The following is a 25,235-nucleotide window of genomic DNA, read 5'->3' as shown; positions in this document are numbered from 1 at the left end:
ATTAGTGTATTATATTTATGGTTAACGCCAAATATAATTAACCTTTCGGGAGGTCCCATATGATAAATGATATGAGAATATTTGATTATGAAGATGTTCAGCTTATACCAAACAAGTGTATAGTAAACAGTAGGTCTGAGTGTAATACAGAAGTTAAGTTAGGTAACAGAATTTTTAAATTGCCAGTTGTACCTGCTAATATGCAAACTATTATTGATGAAAATTTAGCAGAACAGTTAGCTAGTAAAGATTATTTCTATATAATGCATAGATTTAATCCAGAACGTAGACTTAACTTTGTTAAAAGAATGAAAGAATTAAATTTATTCTCTTCAATTAGTATTGGAATAAAAGATGAAGAATTTAATTTTGTTTTAGAATTAAAAGAAAATAATTTAGAGCCAGAATATATAACTATAGATATAGCTCATGGTCATTCTAATAAAGTAATAAAAATGATAAAATTCATAAAAGAACATTTACCACAGTCGTTTGTTATTGCTGGAAATGTTGGAACGCCAGAAGCTGTTCGTGAATTAGAAAATGCTGGAGCAGATGCTACAAAAGTTGGTATAGGACCAGGAAAGGTATGTATTACAAAATTAAAAACTGGATTTGGAACAGGTGGTTGGCAATTAGCGGCACTAAGATGGTGTACTAAAGCTGCAAGTAAACCTGTTATTGCTGATGGAGGAATTAGAGATCACGGAGATATAGCAAAATCTATTAGATTTGGTGCTACGTTTGTAATGATAGGTTCTTTATTTGCAGGTCATGAGCAAAGTCCTGGAGAAACGATAGAAATAGATGGTAAAAAATATAAAGAATACTTTGGAAGTGCTTCAGAGTTTCAAAAAGGCGAAAGAAAAAATGTTGAAGGTAAAAAGATTTTAACTCCTCATAAAGGAGATATGTTTGACACATTAATCGAAATGCAACAAGACTTACAATCATCAATTTCTTATGCTGGAGGACGTGACGTGTCTTCATTAAGAAAAGTAGATTATGTAATTGTAAAAAATTCAATATTTAATGGAGATAGATAGTAGAAATTCCCAAGTACACCTGATGATTCAGCATTACTTAGAGCATAGACTTTTTAAAAAAAATAGTTGTATAATTTTATAAAAGGAGTGATTGTTATGTTGAGGAATTTACAAATTATAGTATATTCTATCTTATATATTGTGTATATATCATTTATATTAGCGTGTGCGTCATTTCTTTTATATTTATGCTATGTATTGATAAAAGCCATGTTAATGGTTTAGTGAAAAATTAAAATTGATAAAAGTCAATCAGATAGTCTGATTGACTTTTATTTTTTTCTATTGAAAATTATTAATGATATAAAATAAAATATTCCTTCAATAGTAGCAATAAAGAAAGTTACTGGAAGAGAGGTATAATATGATAAGGTTAAACCACTCCAAACACCTACTAATGCGAAAAATATTGATATAAAAATCATTTTTGCGATATTTGTCGTTAAATATCTTGCGGCACTAGCAGGAACAGTAAGTAGTATAAACATAAGTAAGGCACCAACTATTGGTACAGTTATACTAATTGCTATAGATAGTAATAGCAAAAAGAAAATAGATACTAATTTTGTATTTATTCCAAGTGCTGCAGCACCTAAAGAATCAAAAGAATCAAATTTTAATATTCTATAAGACAATAGTAAAGCGAAAATAACTAAAATAGCTAATGAGAAAATAATTTTCACATCTGATCTAGTTATAGATACGACACTTCCGAATAAAATACTATTAACATAGCTTGTGCTCTTAGGGGTAAGAGAGAGGAACAGAAGTCCTAATCCCAAGAAAATTCCTAGCATAACACTCACTGTAGCCTCTCTGCGAAAAGCTTTAGAACTTAGGTGTCCTACTATATATGACATAGTAATAGTAAATATTAACAACCCATATATAGGATTAATACCTAAAAATACTGCGAATGCAGCCCCAGAAAATCCTACGTGAGAAAGTGTATGTGAAATAAATGACATATTACGTGCCATAACGAAAACTCCTATAAAACCACACATTATAGCTACTATAGTTCCACTTATAAATGCATTTTGCATAAATTCATAACTAAACATATATATTTTTATCTCCTGCACAATGTTTACACAATTTAAATAATTGCTCATGATCTTCATATTGCTCTACATTAATAAAAGTGTATGTATTTTTATCAAGATACAATATTTTATCAACGTATTTTTTATCTATTAAGGATAATTCATGAGTTATACAAAGTGTAATTAATTTATTTTTTTTTGTCATTTCTGTAACGAGCTGCATACAGTCAATTTCACTTTTTTTATCAAGATTTGATGTAAACTCATCAAGTAGAATAATTTTAGGGTTAGTAATAAGAGCTTGGGCTAAATATACTCTTTGACGTTCTCCTCCCGATAAAGTTCCTATTCTTTTTTGCTTCAAATGTTCTATTTTCATAGTTTCCATAATTGTCTTTAAGTTAGAAATTTCTTGTTTTGATAACCAAGGGAAAATTTTCTGTTTTAGAGGTAATGTTAGGAAGTCATAAACAGATAGCGGTACTTCATCGTTAAAATATCTAAATTGTGGAACATATCCAATTTTTTTATTGTTAGTTTTAATGTCTAAAAATTCACTTTGTTTTTTATTTATTTCTAATATTATATTTTTTAGTAGGGTAGTTTTTCCTACTCCATTCTCTCCTATAATTGCAATGACTTCTCCTTCTTTTGCATCAAACGAAATATTTTTTTGTAAAATTTTATTATCAATACTTATATTTATATTTTTAACTGTTAGTTTTTCCATATACTATCCTTTCTAATATAAATGGGAGTGACTAGTTAAGATTTAATTCTAGGTTAGTCTAACTCCCATTTGTTTTGATAATTAATGACTATGATCATGATCGTGGTCATGATCGTGTGTATGTCCTTCTTTTGCATCTTCTGTATGATAAGCTTCTTCACCAACACCACTATCTAATATTTTTTCAAGTGCTTCATATTGACTAAGCATCCATTCGATATAACTTTTGTCGTTTGGTTTAGTTTCGGAAACATTCATTATAGGTATATTATACTCGTTAGCTAAAGCAATAATACCTTCAACTGTTTTATTAGTTGTCTGAACGTTATTAACTATAAACGATATTTTTTTATTCTTAATATCTTCTTGAATTTGTTTTAAATCTTGAGGGGACGGATCATTTCCTTGTGATGTAGCTTTTGCGAGTCTATCAATAGAATCTGTAGTTTTTAGGTTAAGTTGTTTTACAGCGTATTCAAAAACTGGCTCTGTCGTTAAAACTACTTTCCCATCAGATTTATTTTTCAGTGAAGAAATTTTTTCTTCTATTCTATTTAATTCTTTTACGTAATTTTCTTTATTTTTATTGTAAAAATCTTTATTATTACTATCTTTGTTAGATAATTCTTCTGTTAATTTTTCTGCAACATTTTTTAATACTTGAGGATTATACCATATATGTTCGTTATCTCCATCTTTAAGATTAATTAGTTTTGCAGCATCAATTTTTGTTGCATTGTTATTGTTGTCTGTAAGTTTTTCGAACCACGAATCATATCCACCACCATTATAAATAGTAATATCAGCATCTGAAACTTTTTTCGCATCATTAGCAGAGGGCTCGAAATCGTGTGGATCTATGCTACTACTTTCTATTATAGAAGTGACTTCTGCTTTATCTTGTGCTATATTTTTTGCGACTTCAGAATAAAAATTCATGGAAGAAACTATCTTAATTTTGTTGTTATTAGATGTAGTTTTTGAACTACAAGCTGTTAACATTATAATTATAGAAGTAATAATTGTCAATATTTTTAAATTTTTCTGCATAACAAAATATTCCTTTCTTATTTCGTAATTGTTACGTTTTATATTGTAATACTTTTTTATATAAAAATCAAGATATAATTTAAGATAAAAATATAATTAATTCTATATAATTATATTAAGTACTTGATTTTTATGTTATATTCATTTATAATTAATAAAGTTGGCTAAAAGTCAATAAAAAACACACAGTATTAGATTAATTGTTCGGTGCATTTGTCTACAATTAATATGAAAATACTGGAGGAAAAACCAAGGAGGATAATAACTATGCCAGTTATTTCAATGAAACAATTATTAGAGGCGGGGGTACATTTCGGTCACCAAACTAGAAGATGGAACCCAAAAATGGACAAATATATATTCACAGAAAGAAACGGAATATATATTATAGACTTACAAAAAACAGTTAAGAAAGTTGATGAAGCTTATGAATTTGTAAAATCAATAGCAGACCAAGGTGGAAAAATGTTATTTGTAGGTACAAAAAAACAAGCGCAAGAAGCTATCAAAGAAGAGGCAGAGCGTTCAGGACAATATTATATCAATCACCGTTGGTTAGGTGGAACATTAACTAATTACAAAACTATCAAAGGACGTATTGATAGAATTTCTGAAATTGAAAAAATGGAAGAAGAAGGTGTATTTGAAGTATTACCTAAAAAAGAAGTTATTGAATTAAGAAAAGAATATGACAAACTTAATAAGTTTTTAGGTGGAATTAGAGAGATGAGAACTATGCCAGATGCAATGTTCGTAGTAGATCCTAAGAAAGAACACAACGCTATTGCAGAAGCTAAAAAATTAGGAATTCCTGTCGTAGGTATTGTTGATACTAACTGTGATCCTGATGATGTAGATTATGTAATTCCAGCTAACGATGATGCTATTCGTGCGGTTAAATTATTAACAGCTAAAATGGCAGACGCATTCGTTTCTTATAATGAAGGGAATATTGAAGAAGTTGTAGAAGAAGAAGTAGAAGTAACAACTGAAGAAGAATAATAAAACATAGTAGTATAGAAGAATATTCTATACTACTTATCATAAAAAATATATTATATATGGAGGAATATCTATGGCTATAAAAGCTAGTCAAGTAAAAGAATTGAGAGATCGTACTGGTGCTGGAATGATGGATTCAAAAAAAGCACTAGAAGCAACTAATGGAGATATGGAAGCAGCTATCGATTACTTACGAGAAAACGGAATAGCAAAAGCAGCTAAGAAAGCAGGTCGTATTGCAGCTGAAGGAATTACATATCTAATAACAGAAGGAAATAAAGCATTAGTACTAGAAATTAACTCAGAAACAGATTTCGTAGCTAAAAACGATAAATTTATTGAATTAGTAAAAGAAGTAGCTAATGCAATATTAGCAAATGAACCAAAAACAGTTGAAGAAGCTTTAGCTGTTAAAGTTGGAGATGGAACAGTTGAAAGTGCTATTAATAATGGAATTGCAACAATCGGAGAAAAATTATCATTAAGAAGATTTGAGATTGTTACAAAAACTGATGCTGATGTATTCGGTACTTACTCTCATATGGGAGGAAGAATTGGAGTTCTTACATTAATTGAAGGAATTAATGATGAAGAAGTAGCAAAAGATGTTGCAATGCACGTAGCTGCTTTGAATCCAAAATACTTAGATGAAACAGAAGTACCACAAGAAGAATTGGAACATGAGAAAAAAGTTTTATCAGAACAAGCATTGAACGAAGGTAAACCTGCTAATATCGTAGAAAAAATGATAGTAGGAAGATTAAACAAATATTTAGAAGAAATATGTTTAGTTAAACAAAAATTCGTTAAAGATGATAGTGTTACAGTAGAAAAATTTGTAGCTTCTAAAGGTGGAAAACTTACTAAATTCGTTAGATACGAAGTAGGTGAAGGAATCGAGAAAAAAGAAGATAACTTTGCAGAAGAAGTTATGAGTCAAGTAAGAGGAAACTAATATCAAAAAAGCATACACTTTTTCGTGTGTGCTTTTTTACAAAATAGGAGGATATTACAAATGTCTAATCAATACAAAAGAGTACTTTTAAAACTAAGTGGAGAAGCATTAGCAGGAAGCAAAGGATTTGGAATAGATTCAGCAGTAGTTAATAAAATAACAGATCAAATAGTTAAGGTTGTAAAACAAGGTGTTGAAGTGGCAATAGTTGTTGGTGGTGGTAATATATGGCGTGGTAAAACTGGTGAAGAACTTGGAATGGAACGCCCTACTGCTGATTCTATGGGAATGTTAGCAACAGTTATGAATTCTTTAGCACTTCAAGATTCACTTGAGCATAAAGGTGTAGACACAAGAGTTCTAACATCAGTTGAAATGAAAGCTATGGCTGAACCTTATATAAGAAGAAGAGCTATCAGACATTTGGAAAAAGGACGTGTAGCTATTTTTGCAGCAGGTATAGGAAATCCATTTTTCTCAACAGATACAACAGCAGCACTAAGAGCTAAAGAAATAGATGCAGAAGTTATTCTTATGGGTAAAAATGGTGTTGATGGTGTTTATTCAGCAGATCCGAAAATAGAAAAAGACGCTACAAAATATAATGATTTAAAACATATGGATGTAATTAGTAGAGGTCTAGCAGTAATGGATGCAACAGCGATAACATTCTGTATGGATAATAATTTACCATTAATAGTATTTTCTATTGATGAAGAAGATAATATAGTGAAAGTCGTAAACAAAGAGAATATAGGAACAATAATAACGAAATAAAGGAGATAAAAAATGCCTGAACAAATTTTATTGAGTTTAGAAGAAAAAATGACAAAAGCCATCTCAAGCTTAAGAAGAGAATTAGCTTCTATTCGAGCAGGAAAAGCTAGTGCATCTGTTCTTGATAGATTGAGTGTTGAATACTATGGTGTTCCTACACCTATAAATCAAGTGGCAGGGATATCTGTGCCAGAGCCAAAAATGCTAGTGATATCACCTTATGAAAAAAGTTTGTTAAAAGAAATAGAGAAAGCTATTCAAGCATCTGATTTAGGTTTAAATCCTGCTAATGATGGAACAGTAATCAGAATAGTATTTCCAGCGTTAACAGAAGAGCGTAGAAAAGAATTAGCAAAACAAGTAGGTAAAGAATCAGAAAGCTCAAAAGTTGCTGTTCGTAATGTGCGTCGTGATGCAATGGATGCTGTTAAAAAACTAGAAAAATCTTCACAAATTACAGAAGATGATTTAAAAGGATATTCTGATGATATCCAAAAAGCAACCGATAAATTTATTGCTGAAATTGATAAAATAACAAAAGAAAAACAAGACGAGTTGATGAGTGTTTAATTATGGAAATGTCAAAAATAATAGAAAAAGTTAATAGTTTAAATGCTATAAAGAAAGAAAGAGAATTAACTGAAGAAGAATTTGCTGAATTAGAGAAATATAGAAAACTATATTTAGAAAATTTTAAAGCAAATGTAAAAAATATATTAGATAATACGAGAGTAATTAATGAAGAAGGAGAAGACGTTACCCCTTCTAAGAAAGGAAATAAATAATGAGTACAGGAACAGTAATATTAATATCAACATTAGTATTTTTAGCTGGTGCAGTATTAGGATTTTTCTTAGCACGTAGAAATTTTATGAGTTATATGGAAAAAAATCCACAAATAAACGAAGAAGTTATTATGAATATGATGACACAAATGGGACAAAAACCATCTAAGAAAAAAATCAATCAAATGATGAGTAATATGCAAAAAGCTCAGAAACAAGCAGTAAAAAATAAAAAATAAATTTATAATATGGAGCAAAATAGAGTATAATTACAATATTTTATTATTAATATAGTAAAATTAATTACTTAGTAAGGGAGTAATTACAATATCAACTTTTATTTTGCTCCATATTATTTTTTAGTGTTGTTAGGAGGTAAAAATGGAAATCAAAACAGTTGTCTACAACAAAGATGAAAGTATCAGATTAGATAAATTTCTAATATCTGAAATTAGTGATATATCAAGAACTAATATACAAAATTTAATAAATGAAGGCTATATTTTAGTTAACGATAATAATATAAAAAGCAATTACAAACTTAAATTTAATGATAATATTACAATTAAATTCAAAGAGGCAGAAGAATTAAATGTAGAAAAAGAAAATATAAGCATTAATATAATTTATGAAGATGACGATTTATTAATTGTAAATAAAGAAAAAGGTATGGTTGTACATCCTTCTGTTGGTCATAAAAGTGGAACTTTAGTAAATGCGTTAATGTATCACGTAGATAATTTATCAAGTATTAACGGAATAATAAGACCAGGAATTGTTCATAGAATAGATAAAGACACATCTGGTCTATTAGTAATTGCGAAAAATGATAAAACTCATATAAAATTATCTGAAATGATAGCTAATAAAGAAATTAAAAGAAAATATTATGCGTTAGTACATGGCAATATAAAGCATGATTATGGGACAATAGATGCACCTATAGCAAGAAATCCTCGAGAAAGGAAAGAAATGGCAGTAATAGACGAAGGTAAAAAAGCAATTACTCATTTTAGAGTTGTTGATAGATTCGAAAAATTTACTCTCGTTGAATGTGAACTGGATACAGGACGTACTCATCAAATAAGAGTCCACATGAAATATATAGGATATCCTTTAGCAGGAGATTTAGTTTATGGACCACGAAAGACATTAGATACTAATGGTCAGATGCTCCATTCTAAATCTTTAGAATTTATACACCCAACTACTAATAAATTGATAAGTATAGATACAGAATTACCTAGTTATTTTAGTAATATTTTAAAAAATTTAAGCTAACTAGAAATAACAATATCTTTTTTACAAAATATATTTATTTTTTTCTTATTTTGTAGTATTATAATAATAGTGCTATACATAAGGAGGATATATAAATGGTATTAGTACCCGCAAAAGACATGCTTGTAAAAGCAAGAAAAGAAGGATATGCAGTAGGACACTTCAATATCAATAACTTAGAGTGGACAAAAGCTATTTTAGAAGCTGCTGAAGAAGCCAAAAGCCCAGTTATTCTAGGTGTTAGTGAAGGTGCTGCTAAGTACATGACAGGTTTTAAAACTGTAGCTGATATGGTTAAAGCAATGGTAGAAAGTATGAATATTACTGTCCCAGTTGCTCTACATTTAGACCACGGATCATACGAAGGTACGAAAGCAGCTATTGAAGCAGGATTTAGTTCAGTAATGTTTGATGGTTCACACTACCCATTCGAAGAAAATATTGAAAAATCTAAAGAAATGATTGCATTAGCTCATGAAAGAGGATTATCAATAGAGTGTGAAGTAGGATCAATTGGTGGAGAAGAAGATGGAGTTATCGGAACTGGAGAATTAGCAGACCCTAAAGAATGTCAAATTATGGCAGAATTGGGAATAGACTTCTTAGCTGCTGGTATTGGTAATATTCATGGTAAATATCCAGAAAATTGGGCAGGACTAAGCTTTGAAACATTAGAAGAAATTTCTAAAGTTACAGGAGGTATTCCATTAGTATTACACGGGGGATCAGGAATTCCTACAGAACAAATTCAAAAAGCTATATCTTTAGGTGTATCAAAAGTTAATGTAAACACAGAATGTCAATTAGCTTTTGCAGCAGCAACTAGAGAATATATCGAAAATGATGGAGATTTGAAACCTAAAGGTTTTGACCCAAGAAATCTATTAAAACCAGGATTTGAAGGAATCAAAGCTATGGTTCATTCAAAAATTGATATTTTTGGTTCAAGAAATAAAGCATAATAAATACACTATGTTATAAAAGAGTTATTCTTATTGAATAGCTCTTTTTTGTATTTTATACTTAAAAGATATTATCTATTTTTTGTTAAATCACATATTTATTTAATAATTATTAACAGTTAAACAATTATATATAGCTAAAAATATTTTATTATGATAAAATTAAAATATTAAATAAATAAAAGAGGTATTTATGGGAAAAGAAAGAGCAGATGTTCTTTGTGTTAGTCAAGGTTTATTTGAGTCTAGAGAAAAGGCTAAACGGGCGATAATGGCTGGTATTGTCTATAATGATAGCACTAGAATTGATAAACCAGGAGAAAAAATAGACACTACAGCAGAACTACGTATAAAAGGGAAGACTATGCCTTATGTAAGTAGGGGTGGTCTAAAATTAGAAAAAGCAATAAAAGAATTGAATTTTAATGTTGAAGATAAAGTGATGTTGGATATTGGATCATCAACTGGAGGATTTACTGATTGTGCTTTACAAAATGGAGCTAAATACGTATATGCACTTGACGTAGGAACAAATCAATTAGCATGGAAATTACGAATAGACGATAGAGTAAAGGTTATGGAACAAACAAACTTTCGTAATTGTACTAAAGAAATGTTTACACTGCCAGTAGAAAGAGCGTCTATAGATGTTTCTTTTATATCATTGACATTGATACTACCAACTTTAGCTAAAATTATTGAAAAAAATGGTGAGGTTTGTGCTCTTATTAAACCACAATTTGAAGCAGGAAAAGAAAAAGTCGGTAAAGGTGGAATAGTTAAAGATAAAAAAGTTCATTTAGAGGTAGTAGAAAAAATATATTTATTTGCTAACAGTATAGGATTTAGTGTTAAAAATATTTCATTTTCGCCAATTACAGGTGGAGAAGGTAATATAGAATATTTAATGATTTTAAAATATACAAAGGATACTATTCTCAACCAGAAAATAGATATAAAAGAAATCGTTGATTTATCAAATAAATATTTCAAATAGGAGATTTTATGTTAATACAATTAAATATAAAACAATTTGGTATTATACAAAATGCTACTGTAGAGCTGGGTAAAGGTTTGACGGTTTTAAGCGGAGAAACGGGAGCAGGAAAATCTATGATTTTGGCAGCTATTTCACAATTATCAGGTCAAAGAACATCTACGTCATATATAAGACACGGTGAAGATAAGGCGACAGTAGAGGGAATATTTGATTTTCCAAATGATAATAGTTTAACAAAAATATTAAATGATTTAGATATAGAAATAGATGAAGATACAATTATTATTAGAAGAGATATCTATAGTAGCGGAAAAAGTGTTTGTCGTGTAAATAATACAATAGTTAATTTAACAACACTAAAAAGTATTGCCTCATATTTACTAGACATTCATGAACAGCATGATAATCAAATATTATTAATAGAAAAAAATCATATAAAACTATTAGATTCATATGGTAAAGATAAAATATATTCAGTTTTATCAAGTTATAAAGAAAAATATAATGAATATAAGCATATTACAGAAAAAATAAATGCATTAAAGAAACAAGAAAGTGAGATATTACAAAAAGTTGATTTCTTAAAATATCAGTACGAAGAAATAGATGTTCTGGAATTAGAAAAAGATGAAGATATTTCATTAATAGAAGAAAGAGATTATTTACAAAACTACGAAAAAATAAATACTATAACTTATGCTATATCAGAAGAGTTATCAGGAGATTATGGAGTACTTACAGGGCTATATAATATTAAAGAAAATTTAAGCAAACTAAGTAAGTATAATAATAACTTTGAAGAAAAAAGTGAAGAGATAACAAATTTTTATTACATTTTAGAAGATTTACAGTATGATTTATCACGATTTAATAACCATATAGAGTATGATGAAGGTAGATTAAATGAAGTAGAATTTAGATTATCGAAAATTAAATCTTTGGAAAAGAAATATTCAAAATCGTTAAATGAATTAATTATATTTAAAGAAAGTATAAAACAAGAACTTTACGAACTAGAAAACTATGAAGAAAATTTTAATCAATATCAAGAAGAACAAAGTAAGTTAAAAATAGAACTTAAAGAATTAGCTAATAAATTAACTAAGATTAGACAAACTATCGCTACAGATTTAGAATTAAAAATACAAGACGAATTAAAATTTTTATGTATGGAAAAGAGTATTATAAAGATTGATTTTAAAGAAAAAGATTTTGCTAATGATGGTCAAGATAGTATAAAAATACTGATAAGTGCAAATTACGGAGAACCTTTAAAATCTTTATCAAAAGTAGCTTCTGGTGGAGAATTATCTAGAATAATGTTGGCACTTAAAATTATTTTTTCTAGTAGTATTGATGCAGTATCTATTATATTTGATGAGATTGATACAGGAGTTAGTGGTAGAGTATCGCAACGTATGGCAGAAAAAATGTATCAATTAGCAGTTAAATCACAAGTATTGTGTATTTCTCATTTACCACAAACAACTTCACTTGCAGATAATAATCTACTAATAAGTAAAGAAGTTATCGATGAGAGAACTATATCTATAATAAGAGAACTCTCAGGCAAAGAAAAAATAGAAGAAGTGGCTCGTATGATGTCAGGGACAACTAAGACTAAATTGTCCTTACAACACGCTTTAGAAATGGAAGAGATATCAAACTTAACTAGACAAGAAATAACTAAAAAGGTACTTAATCATGACTAATTACTTGGAAATTTATGACTATATAGACAAATTTTTAGAAAGTATATATAGTTCGAAATATTATATTAATTATATTACTGCTGTCAAAGAATATAATAAAAATTTAACAGTACAAAAAACTTATAATGAAATTTTAGATATTAATAAAGAGTTAGAAAAATTAAAAGAAAAATACACTATTTATAGTAAAGAATACCAAGAAAAGAATCGTCAGTTTAACGAATTAAAAAAATATTTTTTTGATATTCCAGATGTTGTTAAATTACGATATACTGAACGCAGGCTACAAAATATTTTTGACGAAGTAATGGATAAAATATCAAGCAATTTTTCTACTCATATGGATAAGCAAAAAGACGATATGTTTTTAAGAAATTGTCTAACTTGTGATTGTAGTATTAAAGGAGAATAATGTTAGAAAAGACAGGTAAAATTGTTAAAGCACTAAGTGGTTTTTATTATGTGTTATTAGAAAATGGAGAAATCATAACAGCTCGAGCTAGAGGAAATTTTAGAAATAGTAATATTTCCCCTTTAGTAGGAGATATAGTAACTACAAAAATAAAAGAAGATTCTATAGGTTATATTACTAATATAGAAGAACGTACTAATGAACTACTGAGGCCTAAAGTTGCCAATGTTGATTATAATGTTGTAGTTACATCTATAAAAGATCCAGATTTTTCTAGTAAGTTACTAGATAAAATGTTAATACTTGCTGAGTATAGTTCTGTATCAAGTATTATAGTATTTACTAAGTTAGATTTGGTAACTAATAATAATGAATTTGAAGAATTTACAGAAATTATGAATTATTATGAAAAACTAGGATATATTGTATTAACTAACTCTAAAGAAGATATAGATAAATTTAAAAACATAGTTAGTGGAAAATTTATTTCAATTTCAGGACAATCTGGTAGTGGTAAATCAACATTTATAAATACTTTATCTAGCGGATTACTTAACATTGAAACAGCAAATATTTCAAAAGCTTTGGGAAGAGGTAAGCACACTACAAGACATATAGAATTTCATAAAATTGATGATTTTTATATTGCCGACACTCCGGGTTTTTCATCATTAGATATTACATTTATAGAAAAAGAAGAATTAAAATATTTGTTTAAAGAGTTTGGTGATACAAATTGCAAGTATCAAACATGTAATCATATTGATGAACCTAATTGTCAAATTAAAGAAGAATTAAAAAATAATGGTAGTAAATATTTAACTAGGTATGAAAATTATAAAACTATATTTAATGAAAAAAAAGAACAAAAAAGGAGATATTAATTATGAAAAAAATATTACCGTCAATTTTATCAGCAGATTTTGCTAATTTAGAAAGAGATATTAAAAATATGGAAAGTTTAGGAGTGGATATGTTTCATATAGATGTTATGGATGGGAATTTTGTTCCTAACATATCACTAGGATTCCCTATTATAGAATCTATAAGAAAAGTGTCTAATAGCGTATTTGATGTGCATTTAATGATAGATAAACCAGAGCTTTATGTTGAACAATTCTGCGATATTGGCGCAGATATGATATCTTTTCATATAGAAGCGACGAATCATGCTGATAGACTACTACAATTAATAAAAGATAATGGAAAAAAAGCGGGAATAGTTTTGAATCCACAAACAGCTATTACTTCAATAAGGCATTTACTGCATAAAGTTGATTATGTTTTAATAATGACTGTAAATCCAGGTTTTGGAGGACAAAGTTTTATTCCTGAAATGATAAATAAAATAAAAGAATTATCTGATATTCGAAGTTCTAATAATTATAAATTTATGATAGAAGTAGATGGTGGTATAAATATTCAAACTTCAAAAGAATGTAGAGATGCAGGGGCAGATCTTTTAGTGTGTGGATCGTTTTTATTTGGCGCAGAAAATAAAGAAGATACATTAAAAGAACTATTAAAATAATTATGAATATATTAGAAATTAGAGAATTGAATTTGATGTTTGGAGGATTAGTTCCTAAATCTTTACCTGAAACAAATAACTGGTGTGCTGTGGATTCGGGTGTAGAATATTTACTAGATAATAATATAATGCCTTTGGCAGTTTATGGAGATTTTGATTCGTTAAAAACTACCAAAATTTTTGAGAATGATAATATTTTGTTTAGAAAAAAAAATAGTCAAAATTTAACTGATGGGGAATTTGCTTTGGAGAAGATTACAAAAGATTTCCCTAATATTAAAAAAGTAAATATTTATGGAGCAACAGGAAAACGTCTAGATCATTTCTACGGTAACATGCTGCTTTTAAATAACAAAAAATATGAAAAGTTAAATTTAACTATAGTAGATGATAATAATATTATGTATGTAGTTAATAAAGGAACTCATATTATTAAAAATAACAGGAGATATAAATATATTTCTTTTGTCCCTATTTATGAAAATACTGCTATAACGATAAAAAATGCTAAGTATAATGCAAATAATTTAATATTATCCTTGGTTAGACCGAGTGCAACAAGTAATGAATTTGTAGAGGACAAAAATATTGAGTTAATAACAAATAAACAGTGTTTAGTAATTTATGCTAAAGATTAACGAGGAGAAAATACGATGACAGATATAATATATTTAATAATATGGTCATGTTTGGCTGGATTTATAGGGTCTTTAGTAGGATTAGGTGGAGGGTTAATTATTACTCCAGTATTAACAATTTTGTTTGGTGTTGATATAAAATATGCTATTGGCGCTAGTATAGTAGCAGTAATAGCTACCAGTAGTGGGGCTGCTGTTGCGTTTGTTAAAGATGGATTATCTAATGTTAAAATAGGATTATTTCTTGAAATTTTTACAACTGTAGGAGGAATTATAGGCGCTATAATTTCAGGACTTTTCTCTTCGAAAGCATTGTATATATTTTTCTCATTAATTTTGATTAACGCTTTTTATGGAATGTTGAAGAAATCTGGTATAATAAAAAAATTGAAGAGTTATAATGATAATATAGAAAATGATAAATATTCTAAAAGGTTAGACTTTGCATCACAATATTATGATAAGGCAGAGAATAAGGTTGTGAAATATAATGTAACTAATGTACCGCAAGGATCTTTAGTAATGTTTGGAGCAGGAGTAGCTAGTGGTATGTTAGGAATAGGAAGTGGTGCATTTAAAGTTATAGCTCTTGATAATTATATGAGGTTACCTATTAAGGTTAGCACAGCTACAAGTAATTTTATGATGGGAGTAACTGCATGTGCGAGTGCATTAATATATTTTTTTAATGGAACTATTAATCCGTATATTGTTGCTCCGGTTGCTTTAGGAGCGTTAATCGGTTCAAGAAGTGGAGCTAAAGTAATGCAACATATTAATGCTAAGTATATAAGATTAATATTTCTACCTATTTTATTATTTACTATAATCAATATGTTACTGAAAGGACTGGGGGTAATCTAGATGAATAGTGATACTATGGCAAAAAGAATATCAAAAGTTTTAGTAACAGGAGTATTAACTAGTTCTATTTTAATTATCATAGGAATAATTTTGGCTGTTGTAGAAAATAATTTTAACTACAATTTAGAACATTACGATTTCAAAGTACTAAAAAATGATTTACTTAATTTTAATTCAAGAGCATTTTTAATGTTAGGAATATTTGTTCTTATTTTAACACCTATAATTAGAGTTTTTTGCATGTTCATACAATATTATATTGAAAAAGATTATACATATATTACCATATGCTTGATAATATTATTAGTGTTAGTTATAAGTTTGTTTTTAGGAGCAACTCATTCGTAATTGTAATTTGTGTCTAAAATGTGTCGTTTTAATGATTGTTTTTCTAAAATATACTTTAAATTAATTATTTTTATTTATTATTACATTATAATATATTAAAATTATAGTGTAATAATTTTTTTATTTATTATTTATATAAAATTGTAAGGAGGAAATTAAAGTGGATTTATTATTACTTTCTAGGTTACAATTTGCTGCAACAACAATATTTCACTTTTTCTTCGTACCAATAACTATAGGTATGGTATTCTTAGTTGCAATATTTGAAACTATGTACGTTAGAACAGGTGATGAGCATTATAAAAGAATAACGAAATTTTTCGGTCATTTATTCTTGATTAACTTTGCTGTAGGAGTTGTAACAGGTATTTTACAAGAATTCCAATTTGGTATGAACTGGTCTGAATATTCATCTTTTGTTGGTGACGTCTTCGGTCCATCATTGGCAGTAGAAGCATTGCTAGCATTTTATTTAGAATCTACGTTTATTGGAATTTGGATTTTCTCATGGGAGAAAATTAATAAAAAATTACACGCAATGTGTATATGGTTAGTATCTATTGGTACTATGTTATCAGCTTTTTGGATTTTATCAGCTAACTCATTTATGCAACGTCCAGTAGGATTCAAAGTAGTGGAAAATGATGTAATTGGAAAAAAAGCAGAAATGGTTGATTTTTGGGCGATAATTACCAATAGTTATTTATGGAATCAATTTCCGCACGTATTAGCTACATCATTAACTATCGGAGCATTCTTGATAGCAGGTATAGCTTGTTGGAAAATTAGTAGAAAACATGAAGTTACAATGTTTAGAAAAGCATTTAAAGTTTCTATAGTAGCAGGTCTTATAGGTTCTATGGGCTTACTGTGGAGCGGACATTCACAAATGCAATACTTAGTTCGTGAGTATCCAATGAAAGTCGCTGCAGCAGAAGCATTATATGAAGATTCTTCTGATCCAGCACCATTTACTATATTAGCCAAAATTAATGAAAAACAACAATCATCAGAACCAATCTTAGAAGTTCCTGGATTGTTAAGTTTCTTATCTTACGATAAATTTGAAGGTTCATTAAAAGGTATGAAAACTTTACAAGAAGAAATGGATCAAAAATACTATCCAGTAGTAGGAGAACACTTGAATTATATTCCAGAAGTTACATTAATATTCTATACATTTAGATTGATGTCAGGAGTAGGTGCGTTATTGTTCTTATTAGGATTAATAGGTACATATTATGCATTTAGAAAAAATAAAAATGAAAGTAAATGGTTCTTAAAAGTTATGCCATGGACTATATTATTTGCAGAATTAGCAGCCGCTTCTGGGTGGATAATGGCAGAAATTGGACGTCAACCATTTATAATTTTTGGACTAATGCCAACTAGTGCCGGAGTTTCTCCGATATCTGCTAATTCAGTATTATTCTCATTAATTGTATTCTGTGCATTATATACAATATTAGGATTTGCACAATTTATCTTATTTAGATATATGATGAAGAAAAAAGAATCAACTGTAGAGGAGGTAATATAGTATGGATTGGTCAGTAGCATTACCAAATATATGGTTTATTTTGATAACAGTATTGTTCACAGGATTCTTTATTCTAGAAGGTTATGATTTTGGAGTAGGAGTTTTAGCTCAACTATTAGGACGTAATGATTTAGAAAAAAGAGTGTATTTTAATACCATAGGTCCGTTCTGGGATGCCAATGAGGTTTGGTTACTAACAGGGGGAGGTGCAATGTTTGCAGCATTTCCTATTTGGTATGGTAAATTATTTAGTGGATATTATATAGCATTTGTTTTAATGTTAGTAGCTCTAATATTACGAGGCGTTTCATTTGAATTTCGTGGTAAATTAGGAGATAATAAAAAGTGGATTAAGACATTCGATCTAGCGATGTTAGTTGGAAGTATTCTGCCTCCGATTTTATGGGGGGTGGCAGTAGCTAACTTTATGACTGGTGCAAAACTTGATGAAAATAAATCTTTAACAGAAGGATTTTTAGGGTTATTATCGCCATTTACAGTATTAGGTGGTATAATGATGTTACTTCTTATGTTAGTTCACGGAGCACAATTCTTGGCTCTAAAAACAGAAGGAGACTTGCGTCAAGGAGCTAGAAATGTATCTAGTTTATTATTCCCATTTACAGCAGTAGTAACATTAATTTTTGCAGTTTGGGCATTATTTAAAACAGATATATTTACAAGACATTATTACATAGGACTTGTATTAGCATTAGTGGCAGTAGTATTCTTTGTTTTATCTTTCATTTTTAATAAGCAAGGAAAAGACTTAAAAGCATTTTTAGCAACTGGAGCTACACTAGGATTTTTAACAATAAGTGTTTTTGTAGGATTATTTCCAAGAGCTATTATCAATAGTGAAGATGTGTCTCAATCATTATTCATATATGATGCGGCTAGTGGTGGATACACGTTAAAACTTATGACGATAATTGCATGCTTTATGTTACCTTTTGTTTTAGGGTACCAAGTGTGGTCTTATTATGTATTCAGACAAAGACTTAAAAAAGAAGATGAATTGGAGTATTAATTAATGGTAAAAAAAGCTAGGAAGAAAAAGATAAAACTTCCTGTAAAAAATAGCTTGAACCTTTTGTTATTAATATTTTCAGTACTAGAAGCAGTTTGTATAATTTTACAAACTGCTTTTTTAGCTAAAGCAATAGTATTGTTATTTAATGGTAATTATAACATTGAAAAAGAGGCACTATTATTTTTTACAGGATATGTATTAAGGACAGTATTTTTACATTTACAACAATATTTTACAGAATTAGAAGCAGTTAAATTGGAGAAAAAATTACGACAAGATCTTATAAATAGTTATTTAGTTAATGGATTAGATTTTGTGCAAAAAGAAGGAACTGGAAAATCTGTTACATTAGCTATTGAGGGGCTAGGTCAAGTAAAAAATTATTTTGAGTTAAACGTATCTAAGAAACTTAGAAGTATTATAATACCTACTTTTATTGTATTTTTTATTTTTTATACAGATCGTGTTTCAGCTATAATGATTTCTTCATTTTTACCTGTTATAGTTATATTTATGATATTACTTGGTGTAACTGCTAGAGAAATGTCAGATAAACAATACAAAAAATATAGAATGCTGTCTAATAACTTTATTGATACAATAAGAGGTATAGAAAGTTTAAAATTTTTAGGAATTAGTAAAAATTACTTACCAATAATGGAAGAAAAAAGCAAAGAGTATAGAAAAAGTACAATGACTACACTTAGGTATGCATTTTTAAATAGTTTTGCACTAGATATTTTGACAACATTAGCTATTGCTTTTTTAGCTGTAAGGCTAGGTATTTTACTGTTAGATGGTGAAGTTTATTTACTGCCATCATTAACTGTATTATTAATAGCTCCTGAGTTTTTCTTGCCGATGAAACAAGCAGCAACTGATTATCATGCTTCGTTAAATGGACAAGTAGCGTATGAAGAAATACTTAGAGTAATCAATAACAAACCTAATTTTAAAACTGATAAAAAAATTATCAATAATTTTGAAACATTACATTTAGAAAATATAGTAGTTGAAAAAGAAGAAAATACTATATTAAAAGATGTTAATTTAACTATAAATAAAGGTGATAAAATTTGTATAGTAGGGCATAGTGGAAGTGGAAAGACTACACTTATATCTGTTCTAGCAAGTTTTTTAGATGCTACATCGGGAACTATAAAATTAAATAATGAAGTAATAGAGTTGAAAAATTCAAATTGGATAAGCAATGTGTCATATATTTCACAATTTCCATACATATTTCCTATGTCTATTAAAGAAAATATTTTATTTTATGCCAAAGATAAAGTAACAGATGAGCGTCTAAAAGAGGTATGTAGTATTGTAGGATTAACTGATTTTATTGAAAACTTAGATAATAAATATGATACTTTAATAGGGGAGAGTGGCTTAGAACTTAGTGGAGGTCAAGCTCAAAGGATAGCTATAGCAAGATCGTTAATAAGTGATCATAAAATAATTATATTAGATGAACCTACAAGCCATTTAGATATAGAAACAGAATTTGAAATAAAAGAAAAATTACTAAACTTATTTGAAGACAAGACAGTCATTATTGCAACACATAGACTACATTGGCTTAACGATATGGATTATGTAGTACATATGAAGGCAGGAGAAATAGTAGATTTTGAAAAGTTAGATACTTATAGAAAATCTAAAAAGTATGAAAATTTAAAATATTTATTAACAGGAGGTAAATAATGACAACAGATTCATTAATTGTAAAAGATGTAAAGAATAATAAAAGTCAAATGTCTTTAATAATAATTCTAGGTTTACTTTCTGTGATAAGTGGTGCTGCATTAATGTATGTTTCAGGTTTTTTAATAAGTAAATCATCATTAAAAATAGGTAATATATTAATGCTACAAGTACCTACAGTATTAACGAGAACATTCTCACTTTCTCAATCAGTATTTTCTTATATACAAAGATTAGTTAGCCATGATTTAGTTCTTAAAATTATTGAAAAAATGAGAAGTAAAGTATACGTAATATTGGAACCTATGGCACTTAGATTAAAGAAAACTTATAAATCAGGAGACTTGTTAGGATTAATATCTGAAGATATTGAACATTTGCAAAATATTTATTTAAAGAGTATATTTCCTAGTATTATATCATTATTACTTTATGTAATTTTTATTACCGTAATGTTTGGATATGATGCATCTTATGCAATTTTAGCAACACTTTTTGGAGTGTTTATAATATTTGTTATTCCTTTTATTTCACTAATAGTAACTAGAAATAATTTAGCTATTATGAAAAATTCAAAATATGAACTTTATAAGGATTTTACTAATGCAATTTTTGGAATATCAGATTTAGTTTCGGCTAATAAAGAAGAAGATTTTATAAAAGATTATAGAAGTAAAGAAGATATTTTGTTGAAAAAAGAGCATAAAACTAAGTTATTTATCCATATAAGAGAAGTAATAATTCAAATACTAGCAGCTTCTGTAGCTTTATTTATGGTTTATAGTTGTAGAAATATGATAATAAATAATACAATAGAAAATGTTTATATAGCATCATTTTGTATGGTTACATTATCGGTATTATCAGTAGTAGTTATGACTGGAGAAGCAATTTCACAAATTCCGGCATATCAAGTTTCTATTGATAGGGTTAAACAATTTTATAAATCTGAAGAAAATATATCTAATGTTGATTTAGAAAAAAAAGATAGTGATTATATAATAGAAGTTAATAATCTTAAATTTTCATATGATGATAAAACTCCCGTTTTAAACGGTATAGATTTAAAAGTTAAATGTGGAGAAAAAATTGCTATTTTAGGACGTAGTGGAGTAGGAAAATCAACTTTAATTAAAGTGTTAACAGGAACATATACAAATTATACTGGTGATATATCTATTTTAGGGTATAAACCTAATGAAAAATTGTTAGGAAGTAAGATTTCGTTATTAAACCAAAAACCTTATTTATTTGATATGACTATTAAAGAAAATATTGAATTATCAGTATTAGATGATAATTATAAAGAATTAGATATAGAAGATAGCTTAGAAAAAGTACAAATTAAAAATTTAATAGATGAATTACCTAATAAATTAAATACCAGTGTTTATGAATCGGGAGGAAGATTTTCTGGTGGAGAACGTCAACGATTAGCATTTGCTAGAACTCTGATTCAAAATAATGAACTGCTGTTATTAGATGAACCTACAGTAGGACTAGATCCAAAAACAGAAAAAGAATTGTTAAAAACTATTTTTGATAACAGTAAAGATAAAACAATATTGTGGATAACTCATCATATGAATTCTATAGAAAATATGGATAGAATAATTTTTATAAAGGATGGAAAAATTGAAATGCAAGGCAGTCATGAAGAATTGTATAGAACAAATAGTAAATATCGACAACTTTATGACTTAGATATGGGATATTAATAGTTATACTAACGATTTAACATAAATATTTTAAAGAACTCTATTTAAATAGAGTTCTTTTTTGTGTTAGATTTAATGAAAAATTTATCGAACTATGTTATCATATAAAAATATAATTTAAGATTGGAAGATTTATAATATGCAGAAGAAAAATAAAATTGTTATTCAAGGAGCAAGGGAAAATAATTTAAAAAATATAAATTTAGAAATACCTCGTGATAAATTTGTAGTTATTACTGGGTTAAGTGGTAGTGGAAAAAGTTCTTTAGCATTCGATACAATATATGCAGAAGGTCAAAGAAGATATGTGGAAAGCCTAAGCGCTTATGCTAGACAATTTCTAGGAAATGTAGACAAACCTGATGTTGATCTAATAGAAGGTTTATCACCAGCAATATCAATTAATCAAAAAACAACTTCCAAGAATCCACGTTCTACTGTATCTACTGTTACAGAAATATATGACTATTTGAGATTACTTTATGCACGTATAGGTGAAATATATTGTCCTAATCATAATATAAAAATAGAAAGCAGCTCTATTAGTCAAATAGTAGATTCAGTTATGAAATTGCCAGAAAAAAGTAGGATACAAGTAATAGCTCCTATGATAAAAGATAAAAAAGGGACTCATAAAAAACTATTAGAAAAATTAGTTAAAGATGGCTATTTACGATTTAAAATAGATGGGGAAAGTTATGAGTCGGATTTTTTACCTGATTTAGAGAAAAATAAAAAACATAGTATAAGTGTAGTAGTAGATAGAATAATTATAAAAGATGATATTCAAACTAGATTAGCGGATTCGATAGAAGCATCATTAAATTTATCAGATAATGGTTTAGTTGAAATAGAAGATATAAAAGAAAATAAAATATATCTATACTCTACTAAACATAGCTGTAAATATTGTGATTTTACAATGGGTGATTTAGAGCCTAGAATATTTTCTTTTAATAATCCTCAAGGTGCTTGTCCATCTTGTGACGGTTTAGGTATCCACGAAACTGTTGATATTAGTAAAGTAATTGATTGGGATAAATCTATAAATGAGGGAGCTATATTACTATTCAATAATTCCACGTCTGTTTATTACCCGAGTCTTATTAAAGCAGTTTGTGAAAAATTTAATATTGATATGGATATAAGTTTTAAAAAACTTTCTAAGGAACAACAAGATATAATATTCTATGGAAATAAGGAAACAGAAGTTACCCATAAATATATTAATGATGAGGGGATTGTAAGAACAAGAGTTATTTATTTTGAAGGTATAGCAACTGTAATATATCGTCGTTATACGTCTGGAATGACTAAAACATCTAGAGAAGCAATGGCGAAGTATATAAAAGAAGATAAATGTAAAACTTGTAACGGCCAACGATTAAAACCTGAGATATTATCGGTATATGTTGCTAAAAATAATATTGCGGATATTACTAAAATGTCGATAAAAGAAAGTTATGATTTTTTTACAAATATAAAATTAAGTGATAAAGATTTTACAATAGCAAAATTAGTATTAAAAGAAATAACTTCTCGTTTACAATTTCTTAATGATGTAGGGCTTGATTATTTAACATTAGATAGATCATCAGGAACTTTGTCAGGAGGAGAAGCCCAACGTATAAGGCTTGCAACACAAATTGGGTCAAAATTGATGGGAGTAACATATATTTTAGATGAACCTTCTATCGGTCTTCATCAAAGAGATAATGAAAAATTAATCAATACAATGATATCAATGAAAGATCTTGGCAATACTGTTTTGGTTGTTGAACACGATGAAGATACTATGTTAGCTTGTGATTATATAGTAGATATAGGACCTAAAGCAGGAGAACATGGAGGAGAAGTTATTGCAATTGGTACACCTAAGGAAATAATGGATAATCCTAATTCTATAACTGGAGCTTATCTTTCTGGCAGAAAAAAAATTGAAGTACCTACAGAGCGAAGAACTGGAAATGGAAATTTTATAGAAATTAAAAAAGCTAACCAAAATAATTTAAAAAATGTCAATGTCAAAATACCTTTAGGAAAATTTGTAGGTGTTACCGGAGTTTCTGGTAGTGGTAAATCGACTTTAGTAAATGAAATATTGTATAAATCAGTTAAAAATATTTTAAATAAAGAAGATATAGATACGACAGTAGTAAAAAGTGTAACGGGTGTTGCAGAGAATATAGATAAAGTTATTGATATTGATCAAAGTCCAATTGGAAGAACTCCAAGGAGTAATCCGGCTACATATATAGGTGTTTTTGATGATATAAGAGATCTATATGCTACTACTAATGAAGCTAAACTTAGAGGTTATAAAAAAGGACGTTTTAGTTTTAATGTTAAAGGTGGGCGTTGTGAAGCTTGTACAGGTGATGGTATTTTGAAAATAGAAATGCATTTTTTACCTGATGTTTATGTTCCTTGTGAAGTTTGTAATGGAAAAAGATATAATCGAGAAACGCTAGAGATAAAATATAAAGGAAAAACTATAAGTGATGTATTAGATATGACAGTAGGCGAAGCGGCAGAATTCTTTAGTAATATCCCCAAAATACAAAATAAAATTAAAACTATGGTTGATGTAGGATTAGAATATATTCGTTTAGGGCAGAGTGCTACTACATTATCTGGTGGAGAAGCCCAACGTGTTAAATTAGCCAGTGAATTATATAAAAAATCTACTGGAAAGACATTGTATATTTTGGATGAGCCTACTACTGGATTGCATATTGATGACATAAGCAGATTAATAAAAATAATAGATAAATTAGTTGATGGTGGAAATACTGTAGTGGTAATAGAACATAATTTAGATGTTATAAAATGCTGTGATCATTTAATAGATTTAGGACCAGAAGGTGGTCAAGGTGGAGGTACAATATTAGCTGAATGTTCTCCGGAAAAATTGGCTACAATACAAAAAAGTTATACAGGGAAATTCTTGCGAAAATTACTGTAAAAATTTACAGATAAATACAAAAACGTTATAATATAGAGTCTTATAAGCTTCAATTAATTATAATTTACTTATAATTAAATTATAAAAAATATTATAAATATATTGTTAAGTATAAAAAAATATGGTAGAATGT

25 protein-coding genes are annotated in these 25,235 nt (G+C 28.2%); 22 read left to right on the top strand and 3 right to left on the bottom strand.

The window, feature by feature from the left end:
* Positions 1 to 71: 71 nt before the first annotated feature.
* Complete coding sequence (guaC, locus tag AC1XWJ_RS01945; protein WP_483334272.1) at positions 72 to 1,046, top strand: GMP reductase; 975 nt, start codon at positions 72 to 74, stop codon at positions 1,044 to 1,046.
* 272 nt (positions 1,047 to 1,318) lie between these two features.
* Here the strand turns inward: guaC and AC1XWJ_RS01940 are convergent, their stop codons facing one another.
* From AC1XWJ_RS01940 to AC1XWJ_RS01930, 3 genes are all read right to left on the bottom strand, one after another.
* Positions 1,319 to 2,110, bottom strand: coding sequence for a metal ABC transporter permease (locus tag AC1XWJ_RS01940; protein WP_483334179.1), 792 nt, complete (start codon positions 2,108 to 2,110; stop codon positions 1,319 to 1,321).
* Positions 2,103 to 2,822, bottom strand: a complete 720-nt coding sequence (locus tag AC1XWJ_RS01935; RefSeq protein WP_483334178.1) for a metal ABC transporter ATP-binding protein — start codon at positions 2,820 to 2,822, stop codon at positions 2,103 to 2,105. The genes AC1XWJ_RS01940 and AC1XWJ_RS01935 overlap by 8 nt, the downstream gene beginning before the upstream one ends.
* 81 nt (positions 2,823 to 2,903) lie before the next feature.
* Positions 2,904 to 3,872 carry a metal ABC transporter solute-binding protein, Zn/Mn family gene (locus AC1XWJ_RS01930; protein ID WP_483334176.1) on the bottom strand — a complete coding sequence of 323 codons (969 nt, stop codon included), beginning with the start codon at positions 3,870 to 3,872 and terminating at the stop codon, positions 2,904 to 2,906.
* Positions 3,873 to 4,139: 267 nt separating this feature from the next.
* Here AC1XWJ_RS01930 and rpsB point away from each other — a divergent pair, with 267 nt between their 5' ends.
* From rpsB to uvrA, 21 genes are all read left to right on the top strand, one after another.
* Positions 4,140 to 4,874, top strand: coding sequence for a 30S ribosomal protein S2 (rpsB, locus tag AC1XWJ_RS01925; RefSeq protein WP_483334175.1), 735 nt, complete (start codon positions 4,140 to 4,142; stop codon positions 4,872 to 4,874).
* A gap of 73 nt (positions 4,875 to 4,947) precedes the next feature.
* The gene (tsf, locus tag AC1XWJ_RS01920) at positions 4,948 to 5,829 is read left to right on the top strand and encodes a translation elongation factor Ts (RefSeq protein WP_483334173.1); all 882 of its coding nucleotides are present in this window, start codon (positions 4,948 to 4,950) and stop codon (positions 5,827 to 5,829) included.
* Between the two features lie 60 nt (positions 5,830 to 5,889).
* Positions 5,890 to 6,606, top strand: coding sequence for a UMP kinase (gene pyrH / locus AC1XWJ_RS01915; RefSeq protein ID WP_483334171.1), 717 nt, complete (start codon positions 5,890 to 5,892; stop codon positions 6,604 to 6,606).
* A 12-nt stretch (positions 6,607 to 6,618) separates the two neighbouring features.
* Positions 6,619 to 7,176, top strand: a complete 558-nt coding sequence (gene frr, locus AC1XWJ_RS01910; RefSeq protein WP_483334170.1) for a ribosome recycling factor — start codon at positions 6,619 to 6,621, stop codon at positions 7,174 to 7,176.
* A 2-nt stretch (positions 7,177 to 7,178) separates the two neighbouring features.
* Complete coding sequence (locus AC1XWJ_RS01905) at positions 7,179 to 7,391, top strand: DUF896 domain-containing protein (protein ID WP_483334169.1); 213 nt, start codon at positions 7,179 to 7,181, stop codon at positions 7,389 to 7,391.
* On the top strand, positions 7,391 to 7,630 hold the full coding sequence (locus AC1XWJ_RS01900) for a YneF family protein (protein WP_483334168.1): 240 nt from the start codon (positions 7,391 to 7,393) through the stop codon (positions 7,628 to 7,630). Before AC1XWJ_RS01905 ends, AC1XWJ_RS01900 begins: the two co-directional genes overlap by 1 nt.
* Positions 7,631 to 7,772: 142 nt before the next feature.
* A complete protein-coding gene (locus AC1XWJ_RS01895) occupies positions 7,773 to 8,672 on the top strand; it encodes an RluA family pseudouridine synthase (RefSeq protein WP_483334167.1) in 900 nt (299 codons plus the stop codon).
* 95 nt (positions 8,673 to 8,767) lie between these two features.
* Complete coding sequence (gene fba / locus AC1XWJ_RS01890; RefSeq protein ID WP_483334165.1) at positions 8,768 to 9,634, top strand: class II fructose-1,6-bisphosphate aldolase; 867 nt, start codon at positions 8,768 to 8,770, stop codon at positions 9,632 to 9,634.
* A gap of 193 nt (positions 9,635 to 9,827) precedes the next feature.
* A complete protein-coding gene (locus AC1XWJ_RS01885) occupies positions 9,828 to 10,631 on the top strand; it encodes a TlyA family RNA methyltransferase (RefSeq protein ID WP_483334163.1) in 804 nt (267 codons plus the stop codon).
* An 8-nt stretch (positions 10,632 to 10,639) separates the two neighbouring features.
* Positions 10,640 to 12,346, top strand: a complete 1,707-nt coding sequence (gene recN / locus AC1XWJ_RS01880) for a DNA repair protein RecN (RefSeq protein WP_483334162.1) — start codon at positions 10,640 to 10,642, stop codon at positions 12,344 to 12,346.
* Positions 12,339 to 12,758 carry a YlbF family regulator gene (locus tag AC1XWJ_RS01875; protein ID WP_483334161.1) on the top strand — a complete coding sequence of 140 codons (420 nt, stop codon included), beginning with the start codon at positions 12,339 to 12,341 and terminating at the stop codon, positions 12,756 to 12,758. The genes recN and AC1XWJ_RS01875 overlap by 8 nt, the downstream gene beginning before the upstream one ends.
* Positions 12,758 to 13,642, top strand: coding sequence for a ribosome small subunit-dependent GTPase A (rsgA, locus tag AC1XWJ_RS01870; RefSeq protein ID WP_483334160.1), 885 nt, complete (start codon positions 12,758 to 12,760; stop codon positions 13,640 to 13,642). The genes AC1XWJ_RS01875 and rsgA overlap by 1 nt, the downstream gene beginning before the upstream one ends.
* A 2-nt stretch (positions 13,643 to 13,644) precedes the next feature.
* Positions 13,645 to 14,289 (top strand): ribulose-phosphate 3-epimerase, encoded by a 645-nt coding sequence (rpe, locus tag AC1XWJ_RS01865; RefSeq protein ID WP_483334159.1) that lies wholly within the window; start codon positions 13,645 to 13,647, stop codon positions 14,287 to 14,289.
* Between the two features lie 2 nt (positions 14,290 to 14,291).
* Entirely contained in the window at positions 14,292 to 14,927 is a 636-nt protein-coding gene (locus AC1XWJ_RS01860) for a thiamine diphosphokinase (protein ID WP_483334158.1), read from the top strand.
* Between the two features lie 15 nt (positions 14,928 to 14,942).
* Complete coding sequence (locus AC1XWJ_RS01855; protein WP_483334157.1) at positions 14,943 to 15,791, top strand: sulfite exporter TauE/SafE family protein; 849 nt, start codon at positions 14,943 to 14,945, stop codon at positions 15,789 to 15,791.
* Complete coding sequence (locus AC1XWJ_RS01850; protein ID WP_483334156.1) at positions 15,792 to 16,139, top strand: DUF1634 domain-containing protein; 348 nt, start codon at positions 15,792 to 15,794, stop codon at positions 16,137 to 16,139.
* Between the two features lie 160 nt (positions 16,140 to 16,299).
* Positions 16,300 to 17,679, top strand: a complete 1,380-nt coding sequence (locus AC1XWJ_RS01845; RefSeq protein WP_483334155.1) for a cytochrome ubiquinol oxidase subunit I — start codon at positions 16,300 to 16,302, stop codon at positions 17,677 to 17,679.
* A 1-nt stretch (position 17,680) separates the two neighbouring features.
* Complete coding sequence (cydB, locus tag AC1XWJ_RS01840) at positions 17,681 to 18,709, top strand: cytochrome d ubiquinol oxidase subunit II (RefSeq protein WP_483334154.1); 1,029 nt, start codon at positions 17,681 to 17,683, stop codon at positions 18,707 to 18,709.
* A 3-nt stretch (positions 18,710 to 18,712) separates the two neighbouring features.
* On the top strand, positions 18,713 to 20,419 hold the full coding sequence (gene cydD, locus AC1XWJ_RS01835; RefSeq protein WP_483334152.1) for a thiol reductant ABC exporter subunit CydD: 1,707 nt from the start codon (positions 18,713 to 18,715) through the stop codon (positions 20,417 to 20,419).
* Positions 20,419 to 22,137, top strand: coding sequence for a thiol reductant ABC exporter subunit CydC (cydC, locus tag AC1XWJ_RS01830; RefSeq protein ID WP_483334151.1), 1,719 nt, complete (start codon positions 20,419 to 20,421; stop codon positions 22,135 to 22,137). Before cydD ends, cydC begins: the two co-directional genes overlap by 1 nt.
* A 139-nt stretch (positions 22,138 to 22,276) precedes the next feature.
* The gene (uvrA, locus tag AC1XWJ_RS01825; protein ID WP_483334149.1) at positions 22,277 to 25,102 is read left to right on the top strand and encodes an excinuclease ABC subunit UvrA; all 2,826 of its coding nucleotides are present in this window, start codon (positions 22,277 to 22,279) and stop codon (positions 25,100 to 25,102) included.
* Positions 25,103 to 25,235 lie beyond the last annotated feature (133 nt).

The sequence above is a fragment of the Gemelliphila sp. 1F1 genome (assembly GCF_056897515.1).
Note: the sequence above shows the minus strand (reverse complement) of the source record. Positions and strands in the feature narration are given on the sequence as shown.

What these genes read in the sequence shown, in the direction of transcription:
- frr (WP_483334170.1), top strand. Translation starts at nt 6,619, where the DNA reads ATGCCTGAACAAATTTTATTGAGTTTAGAAGAAAAAATGACAAAAGCC.
- recN (WP_483334162.1), top strand. Translation starts at nt 10,640, where the DNA reads ATGTTAATACAATTAAATATAAAACAATTTGGTATTATACAAAATGCT.
- AC1XWJ_RS01885 (WP_483334163.1), top strand. Translation starts at nt 9,828, where the DNA reads ATGGGAAAAGAAAGAGCAGATGTTCTTTGTGTTAGTCAAGGTTTATTT.
- tsf (WP_483334173.1), top strand. Translation starts at nt 4,948, where the DNA reads ATGGCTATAAAAGCTAGTCAAGTAAAAGAATTGAGAGATCGTACTGGT.
- fba (WP_483334165.1), top strand. Translation starts at nt 8,768, where the DNA reads ATGGTATTAGTACCCGCAAAAGACATGCTTGTAAAAGCAAGAAAAGAA.
- uvrA (WP_483334149.1), top strand. Translation starts at nt 22,277, where the DNA reads ATGCAGAAGAAAAATAAAATTGTTATTCAAGGAGCAAGGGAAAATAAT.
- cydD (WP_483334152.1), top strand. Translation starts at nt 18,713, where the DNA reads ATGGTAAAAAAAGCTAGGAAGAAAAAGATAAAACTTCCTGTAAAAAAT.
- AC1XWJ_RS01900 (WP_483334168.1), top strand. Translation starts at nt 7,391, where the DNA reads ATGAGTACAGGAACAGTAATATTAATATCAACATTAGTATTTTTAGCT.
- AC1XWJ_RS01855 (WP_483334157.1), top strand. Translation starts at nt 14,943, where the DNA reads ATGACAGATATAATATATTTAATAATATGGTCATGTTTGGCTGGATTT.
- AC1XWJ_RS01940 (WP_483334179.1), bottom strand. Translation starts at nt 2,110, where the DNA reads ATGTTTAGTTATGAATTTATGCAAAATGCATTTATAAGTGGAACTATA.
- AC1XWJ_RS01935 (WP_483334178.1), bottom strand. Translation starts at nt 2,822, where the DNA reads ATGGAAAAACTAACAGTTAAAAATATAAATATAAGTATTGATAATAAA.
- AC1XWJ_RS01860 (WP_483334158.1), top strand. Translation starts at nt 14,292, where the DNA reads ATGAATATATTAGAAATTAGAGAATTGAATTTGATGTTTGGAGGATTA.
- AC1XWJ_RS01930 (WP_483334176.1), bottom strand. Translation starts at nt 3,872, where the DNA reads ATGCAGAAAAATTTAAAAATATTGACAATTATTACTTCTATAATTATA.
- AC1XWJ_RS01875 (WP_483334161.1), top strand. Translation starts at nt 12,339, where the DNA reads ATGACTAATTACTTGGAAATTTATGACTATATAGACAAATTTTTAGAA.
- AC1XWJ_RS01850 (WP_483334156.1), top strand. Translation starts at nt 15,792, where the DNA reads ATGAATAGTGATACTATGGCAAAAAGAATATCAAAAGTTTTAGTAACA.
- AC1XWJ_RS01905 (WP_483334169.1), top strand. Translation starts at nt 7,179, where the DNA reads ATGGAAATGTCAAAAATAATAGAAAAAGTTAATAGTTTAAATGCTATA.
- AC1XWJ_RS01895 (WP_483334167.1), top strand. Translation starts at nt 7,773, where the DNA reads ATGGAAATCAAAACAGTTGTCTACAACAAAGATGAAAGTATCAGATTA.
- rsgA (WP_483334160.1), top strand. Translation starts at nt 12,758, where the DNA reads ATGTTAGAAAAGACAGGTAAAATTGTTAAAGCACTAAGTGGTTTTTAT.
- pyrH (WP_483334171.1), top strand. Translation starts at nt 5,890, where the DNA reads ATGTCTAATCAATACAAAAGAGTACTTTTAAAACTAAGTGGAGAAGCA.
- cydB (WP_483334154.1), top strand. Translation starts at nt 17,681, where the DNA reads ATGGATTGGTCAGTAGCATTACCAAATATATGGTTTATTTTGATAACA.
- guaC (WP_483334272.1), top strand. Translation starts at nt 72, where the DNA reads ATGAGAATATTTGATTATGAAGATGTTCAGCTTATACCAAACAAGTGT.
- rpsB (WP_483334175.1), top strand. Translation starts at nt 4,140, where the DNA reads ATGCCAGTTATTTCAATGAAACAATTATTAGAGGCGGGGGTACATTTC.
- cydC (WP_483334151.1), top strand. Translation starts at nt 20,419, where the DNA reads ATGACAACAGATTCATTAATTGTAAAAGATGTAAAGAATAATAAAAGT.
- rpe (WP_483334159.1), top strand. Translation starts at nt 13,645, where the DNA reads ATGAAAAAAATATTACCGTCAATTTTATCAGCAGATTTTGCTAATTTA.